Source organism: Streptomyces sp. NRRL WC-3549 (assembly GCF_000721935.1).
In the GTDB taxonomy this organism is placed as follows: Bacteria; Actinomycetota; Actinomycetes; order Streptomycetales; family Streptomycetaceae; genus Streptomyces.
The window spans coordinates 24809-31785 of the sequence record NZ_KL585385.1 but is presented as its reverse complement, the minus strand read 5'-3'; the positions used below and the strand labels follow the sequence as shown (position 1 = coordinate 31785).

Genomic DNA, 6977 nt, shown 5'->3' with positions numbered 1-6977 from the left:
CCGCCGCTCTGGGCCGCCAGGAGGCCCGGGTCCAGAGGGAGATCGCCCACGAGCGGCAGCCCCAGCGCCCGGGCGACCCAGTGCTCGTCCAGGCCCGCCGAGTAAGGGCCTCGCGCCACGACCCGCAGGTCCTGCGCGACCGTTCCGGCCGCCGAGGCCACCCGTTTCGCCGCAGCGACCGCTCTCAGCTCTCCGGGCACGACCAGGAGGCCGGCGTCGAGTTGTGCAAGCGCCTCGGCCACGCTGTCGTCGACCCTGCGTGGCAGATCCACCACCACGACCCCGCCGCGTCGGCGCGCGGCAGCCAGGACCGCCTGCATCGCCTGCGGTTGCACGGCCACCTCGTCGTCCCGCCCCCAGCTGAGCACCCGCAGGCCGTGCAACGCGGGCAGCGACTCCTCGAACGCCCCTCCACCGACTCGACCCTTGGAACGGGCGAAATCCGGCCATCGCATGCCCTCGGATTCCTCACCGCCGAGCAGGACGTCGATACCTCCCCCGAGAGGATCACCGTCGATCAGCATGGTGCGCCGGCCTGACCTGGCCGCAGTCACGGCGAGCGCGCAGGCCAGCGTGGACGCGCCGGACCCGCCTCGTCCACCCATCACACCGACGGTGAGAGCCGGGCGTCCGACCCCCTCCGCGGCGTTGGCGATCTGCTCCACGAGCCAGCCCTCCGCGTCCGGCAGGCGTAGTACGTATTCCGCGCCGATCTCCACCGCCCGGCGCCAGACGTCCGGGTCGTCCTGGTCGCGGCCGACGAGCATCACGCCTCGTCTGCGTGCCGCGCCCCGGCATCGGGAAGCCGCGTCGTCACCCACCAGGACCATGGGCGCCCGCTCCCAGCTCCCCCTCTCCGCCGGAGGCCCGTGATGCACTTCAGGCATCGCCCCGGCGGCCGCGCACAGCCTCAGCAGATCGTCCAGCACATGCGCGTCCTCCGTCACGATCAACGGTCCGCCACCCAGCTCGCCGACGTTCGGCAGTCCTTCTCCTACGTTCGTTCCAGCCACGGACCCCGCCCCTTCCACTGCCTCTTCAGTGCGGTTCGCGGCGATCTCGGGGCGTCCCGAGATGCGCGATTCCGGAACCCGCGGACTTCACGGGCGGAATCAACATGCAACGGCACGGAAAAAGATGTGGATCTTGGTCACAAACTGTGGACAACTTCAGAGTTGTGAATATCTCCGTCGCTCATACAGGCGACATTCGGAGCGCACCCCTTCCGCTACCCAGCGTGATGAGGCACGCTGGCACGGAGCGGCGTCGAGAGGCAGCGCACACACGCCGCCCGACACATAGGGATTCCCAGGGGGCGGCCAAAGTGCATGCGGACATGCGACGACCCCCGCCGGGGGGGAGAGCGGGGGTCGTCCCCACGGCCGACTCGGGGGGGGGAGGAGTCGGACCGGGGTTAGCACGGTCGCGAACGATCCGTGACTTCCATGGTGTACCCGAGCGCCTTCTCAGGCAAACCCGCCCGCCGGGGTTTACGCCGAATGGCGGGCCCTTATGCTCACCTTTGTGGAAAACTGCTTCTCACCGCGCACAGCAGCCTTCTTTGACCTGGACAAGACGGTCATTGCGAAGTCATCGACCCTCGCCTTCAGCAAGTCCTTCTACCAAGGCGGGCTGATCAACCGCCGAGCCGTACTGCGGACCGCATACACGCAGTTCGTGTTCCTCGCCGGGGGCGCCGATCACGATCAGATGGAGAGGATGCGTGAATACCTCTCGGCACTCTGCAAGGGGTGGAACGTCCAGCAGGTCAAGGAACTGGTCGCCGAAACCCTCCACGACCTGATCGACCCGATCATCTACGACGAGGCAGCCACCCTCATCGAAGAACATCACACCGCCGGACGCGATGTGGTCATCGTATCGACCTCCGGCGCCGAAGTCGTCGAGCCGATCGGCGAACTCCTCGGCGCCGACCGGGTGGTCGCCACCCGCATGGTCGTCGGCGACGACGGCTGTTTCACCGGCGAGGTGGAGTACTACGCGTACGGGCCGACCAAGGCCGAAGCGGTGAAGGCGCTCGCCGTGTCCGAGGGCTACGACCTTTCGCGGTGCTACGCGTACAGCGACTCGGCGACGGACGTACCGATGCTGGAGTCGGTCGGCTACCCGCACGCGGTCAATCCGGATCGGGCGCTGAGGCGTGAGGCAACCCTCCGGGAATGGCCGATTCTCGTCTTCGACCGCCCGGTCCGCCTCAAGCAGCGGCTGCCCGTCTTCTCGATGCCGCCGCGCCCCGCCCTCGCCGCTGCCGCGGCGGTGGGTGCGGCAGCACTGGCGGCAGGAATCGTCTGGTACGCCGGCCGCCGCCGCACTTCCCGGCTCAGCGCCTGAAAAGCCAGGGCGACAGCGTCCGAATCATCCTCGTTCAGACGTAAAAGTAAAGGAACTGGGCCGGGCCTTCCGTTGCCGCGGCTCGGGGAGTACAAAAGAATCAACGGCCCGCGAGACCAAGGACATCCGAGAGGACGACCTTCATCCGCACCAACGGCCCCACGGACCGCGCATGAAAACCGAGCACCCACGCGACGTCGACCCGTCGATTACGGGCCGGCCGCACCAGGTGACGGGCCATGAACCGGCCTGATGGGCACATTCCGAGGACGCTTGGTAACTCGGCGGACATGCCTGCGGCGGTACCGGACCGGTACCGCCGCACTTCTCCCGCGTGTCCACAAGCGGGCGCCCCACTGGGGGAAAGGCTTACGCCGCCCCCCGCTGCAAGGCCTCGCACACGGCCGTCGACTCCCTGACGCCCAGTTCGACCGCGCGCCCGCAGTGCGCGATCCAGGCGGCCATCCCCTCGGGCTTGCCCGACAGATAGCCCTCGAAGGCCTCGGCGTAAGCCGCCCGCCCCTGCTCGGCGTGCCCCACTTCGGCAGGGCAGATGGACTTCGGGTCGAGGCCGCTGCCGATCAGCACGATGCGCTCGGCGGTCCGCGCGACCAGGCCGTTGTGCGTTCCGAAGGGGCGCAGCGCGAGCAGCTCCCCGTGCACGACCGCAGCCGTCACCAGGGCGGGTGCCGCACTCCCGGTGAGAATGAGGTGCGACAGCCCTTCAAGCCTGCCCGCCACCTCATCCGCGCCCGGAAGGGGCGCCTCGATCAGCGGCTCCTCAACCGGCTCGTCCGCGAAGCGCGGCCGCCCAACGGCGTCATCGGGAGCCGCGCCGCCGGCCGCCACCAAGTGCAACCGCGCCAGAACCCGCAGCGGCGACTGCCTCCAGACGGAGAGAAGCTGACCCGCCTCCGCGGTCAGCCTCAGAGCGGCGCCGACGGTGCGCGCGTCCTCCTCACCGCTGAAGTCCGTGCGTCGGCGCACCTCCTCGAGATTCCAGTCGGCATCCGAGAGCGCCGCCGACCCGCGCGCGCCGCGCAGAGCCGCCTCAGCAGTCACCTCGCTGCTGCGCCGTCGCATGACCCGGTGACCGTAGACCCGGTCCACAGCCTTGCGTACGGAGTCCACCGCGTCAGTCACACCAGGCAGGGAGCCCAGCGCGGCGAGCGGGTCGGGGGGAGTCGTACTCATAGGTAGGAAGGCTACGCGCCCCATACCTCCGTACCGCCCGGGAGTGGCCTTCTTCACGAACATCGACTGCGCACAGCAATGAAGCGGCTACCCTAGGTGAACATGAAGATCGCTTTCGTAGGCAAGGGCGGCAGTGGCAAGACCACACTGTCCTCGCTTTTCATCCGACACCTCGCGGCCAACGAAGCTCCCGTCATCGCGGTCGACGCCGACATCAACCAGCACCTCGGGGTCGCACTGGGCCTCGACGATGCGCAGGCCGCGGCGCTGCCCGCCATGGGCTCCCACCTGCCGCTCATCAAGGACTACCTGCGCGGCAGCAACCCCCGCATCGCGTCCTCCGAGACGATGATCAAGACGACACCTCCGGGAGAAGGGTCACGGCTGCTGCGCCTCGGCGAGGACAATCCCGTCTTCGACGCCTGCGCGCGCACCGTCCGGCTCGATGACGGGGAGATCAGGCTCATGGCTACCGGCCCGTTCACGGAGTCGGATCTCGGAGTGGCCTGCTACCACTCCAAGGTCGGCGCGGTGGAGCTCTGCCTCAACCACCTCGTCGACGGCCCCGACGAGTACGTGGTGGTCGACATGACCGCAGGATCCGACTCGTTCGCCTCGGGAATGTTCACCCGCTTCGACATGACCTTCCTCGTCGCCGAACCGACACGGAAGGGCGTCTCCGTCTACCGGCAGTACAAGGAGTACGCCCGGGACTTCGGCGTCGCCCTGAAGGTGGTCGGCAACAAGGTCCAGGGCCAGGAGGACCTCGACTTCCTGCGCGCCGAGGTCGGCGACGATCTGCTGGTGGGCATCGGGCAGTCGAACTGGGTGCGGACCATGGAGAAGGGCAGGCCCGCGCCTTTCGAACTGCTCGAAGCAGACAACCGGATGGCACTGCAGGCCCTGCAGAACACCGCGGAGGACTCGTATGAGCAGCGCGACTGGGAGCGTTACACGCGACAGATGGTGCATTTCCACCTGAAGAACGCGGAGAGCTGGGGCAACGAGAAGACGGGGGCCGACCTGGCTGCTCAGGTCGACCCCTCGTTCGTGCTCGCCGAGCACCTCATGGAGGCGAGTGCCGCTCAGCCCGTCTGACAGGCGGGGCGCTTCCCCGGGGGGTGGCGAGGCCGGCCGGAGCCCGAAGGGACGCCGGCTACTTCCCGCTCCGGTCGGCCTCCTCGCCCTTGGGGCCCGCCGGCACGGGACTGCCCGTGGCCGTCTTCGGGGCGGCACCGAGGAAGGCCGACCACCCCTGCTCGGGCTTCTGTCCCACCTTCAGCGTGCCCAGTTCGGCGAGTGTCGCCGGGTCCTGAGCGTCCAGCCAGTCGGCGAGCTGCCGGAAGGAGACGCAGCGGACGTCCTTCCGGACGCACACGTTCTTGATCGTCTCCTCGATGGCGCGCATGTAGGTGCCGCCGTTCCATGACTCGAAGTGGTTGCCGATGATCAGGGGAGCACGGTTTCCGTTGTAGGCGCGGTCGAACGCCTGGAGCAGCCCGTCCCTCATCTGGTTGCCCCAGTAGGCGTGCTGGTCCGGGTCGCCCTGAGTCGTTCCGGACTGGTTGAACATGAAGTTGTAGTCCATCGACAGTGTTTCGAAAGCGCGACCCGGCACCGGCACGAGCTGGAGGGACAGGTCCCACAGACCGTTCTTCTTCTTGGGCCACACCTGGTTGCCGACGCCGCTCGAGTCGTAACGGAAGCCCATCGTCCGGGCTGCCGCGATCATGTTCTTCTGGCCCTCCAGGCAGGGGGTGCGGGCCCCGACCAGTTCCTTGTCGTAGTCGAAGGGCAGAGGCGCTTCTCCCTTGAGGGCGGGGGCGTTCGTCTTCCAGTTCTGGACGAACGACTTGGCTTGGCCGATCTCGCTCTTCCACTCCTCGACCGACCAGGTGCCGACACCGCCGTCCGGGCCGCAGAAGTGGCCGTTGAAGTGGGTGCCGATCTCGTTGCCGTCCAGCCAGGCGGCCCGGAGCTCGGTCAGTGTGTCGTGGATTCCCTCGGTGTCGTTGAAGCCGATGTCGGACCGGCCGGCCGAGTGCTGGGGCGGGTCGTAGAGCGCCTTCTTCTCTTCCGGGAGGAGATAGACACCACTGAGGAAGTACGTCATGTTCGCGTCGTACTTCTTGGCGACTTCGCGGAAATGCGAGAAGAGTTTCTGACTGTCCTCCCCTGCGCCGTCCCAGGAGAACACGACGAACTGCGGAGGTTTCTGGCCGGGCTTCAGCTTCCGGGCCACCGGAAGCTTCGGTTGAGCTCCGGTGAAGGCTGTGGAGCCGTCGCCGATGAGCTTGACCGCCCCTTTGGGCGCTGCCGCGGGAGACCGTTCCTCGGTGCTGGGTGCCGCCTTCTTGCCGGCTCCCGAGCCGACGCCCCCCGTACCGGCCCCCGAGCAGCCCGCCAGCCCCGCGACCAGTGCGGTTGCCACGGCGCCCAGAGCGATCCTCTTCGTGGCGGCCATCATCCGTCCACCCTCTTCCTCGCAGGAGTTCGTGCGTTGCAGTGCCGACACGGCGCGGTCAACGTCGCACGCAAGCCAAGGAATAAGTACGACAAGCATGAGGAAAAGATGCTTATTCACTTGAACGGATGACACAATCCTCTATTTGCTCGAAAACATGGACACCCCTCTTTACTCTCCATTACGATTTGTTTACCCAAAGTTGATCCGGACCCCATCGCGGCACGCCGTGATCCATGGCCGCACCATCCACATTCCGCGACCGCCCAGCCCCGGAGGAGACGGGAACATGTCTGCCTGCACCCCTTCCCGCAATGACCGTTCGTCCCGTATGTGGCGCCCACCTCGCGCCTCGGGTTTCAAGCGTCCCCACAGCCCGCCTCCCGGCGGTCGCCGCTTCCCCGTCTCGGGCGCCGATCTGTCGGCGTCGATCACGGTCTTCCTGATCGCGGTCCCCATGTCGCTGGGACTCGCAGTCGCCATGGACGCGCCCCTCGCCGCCGGCCTGGTCTCCGCCGTCATCGGCGGTGTCGTGGCCGGCCTGCTCGGGGGCACCCCTCTCCAGGTCAGTGGCCCATCGGCCGGACTGACCGTCGTGACAGCCGAGTTGATCCAGCTCTACGGCTGGCGCACCACCTGTGCGATCACCGTCGGCGCCGGACTCCTGCAGATCCTGCTCGGTTCCCTGAAGGCCGCCCGCAGCGCCCTGGCCGTCAGTCCTGCCATCGTGCACGGCACCCTCGCGGGCATCGGCGTGGCCATCGCACTCGCGCAACTGCACGTCGTGCTCGGTGGATCGCCGCAGAGTTCCGCTCTCGACAACGTCCTCGCCCTGCCGGCCCGGTTCGAGCAGTTCACCCCGGCCGCTCCCGCGATCGGCCTCCTGACCGTCACCCTTCTCATTCTCTGGCCGAGGCTGCCCGGGCGTATCGGCGCCGGGTTCGGCAGGCTTCCGGCCGCCCTCGTC

General features: G+C 67.9%; 6 protein-coding genes. 3 read left to right on the top strand and 3 right to left on the bottom strand.

Annotated elements, in window-relative coordinates:
- Window positions 1-947 (bottom strand): septum site-determining protein Ssd (ssd, locus tag IH13_RS0103705; RefSeq protein WP_234433206.1); only part of this gene is annotated, 947 nt, incomplete at its 3' end.
- Window positions 948-1512: 565 nt separating this feature from the next.
- Between ssd and IH13_RS0103700 the strand changes: the two genes are divergently transcribed.
- Window positions 1513-2352 (top strand): HAD family hydrolase, encoded by an 840-nt coding sequence (locus IH13_RS0103700; protein WP_031080970.1) that lies wholly within the window; start codon window positions 1513-1515, stop codon window positions 2350-2352.
- A gap of 369 nt (window positions 2353-2721) precedes the next feature.
- Here IH13_RS0103700 and IH13_RS0103695 read toward each other — a convergent pair whose 3' ends face one another.
- A complete protein-coding gene (locus tag IH13_RS0103695; protein WP_031080969.1) occupies window positions 2722-3546 on the bottom strand; it encodes a Fic family protein in 825 nt (274 codons plus the stop codon).
- Between the two features lie 102 nt (window positions 3547-3648).
- Between IH13_RS0103695 and IH13_RS0103690 the strand changes: the two genes are divergently transcribed.
- Window positions 3649-4644 (top strand): ATP-binding protein, encoded by a 996-nt coding sequence (locus tag IH13_RS0103690; protein ID WP_031080968.1) that lies wholly within the window; start codon window positions 3649-3651, stop codon window positions 4642-4644.
- A 58-nt stretch (window positions 4645-4702) separates the two neighbouring features.
- Here IH13_RS0103690 and IH13_RS0103685 read toward each other — a convergent pair whose 3' ends face one another.
- A complete protein-coding gene (locus tag IH13_RS0103685; protein ID WP_031080967.1) occupies window positions 4703-6013 on the bottom strand; it encodes a polysaccharide deacetylase family protein in 1311 nt (436 codons plus the stop codon).
- Between the two features lie 286 nt (window positions 6014-6299).
- Between IH13_RS0103685 and IH13_RS0103680 the strand changes: the two genes are divergently transcribed.
- A partial coding sequence (locus tag IH13_RS0103680; RefSeq protein WP_199814595.1) for a SulP family inorganic anion transporter occupies window positions 6300-6977 on the top strand: 678 nt, incomplete at its 3' end.

Coding starts and splice junctions, on each gene's coding strand:
- IH13_RS0103700 (WP_031080970.1), top strand. CDS start 1,513: ATGCTCACCTTTGTGGAAAACTGCTTCTCACCGCGCACAGCAGCCTTC.
- IH13_RS0103695 (WP_031080969.1), bottom strand. CDS start 3,546: ATGAGTACGACTCCCCCCGACCCGCTCGCCGCGCTGGGCTCCCTGCCT.
- IH13_RS0103690 (WP_031080968.1), top strand. CDS start 3,649: ATGAAGATCGCTTTCGTAGGCAAGGGCGGCAGTGGCAAGACCACACTG.
- IH13_RS0103685 (WP_031080967.1), bottom strand. CDS start 6,013: ATGATGGCCGCCACGAAGAGGATCGCTCTGGGCGCCGTGGCAACCGCA.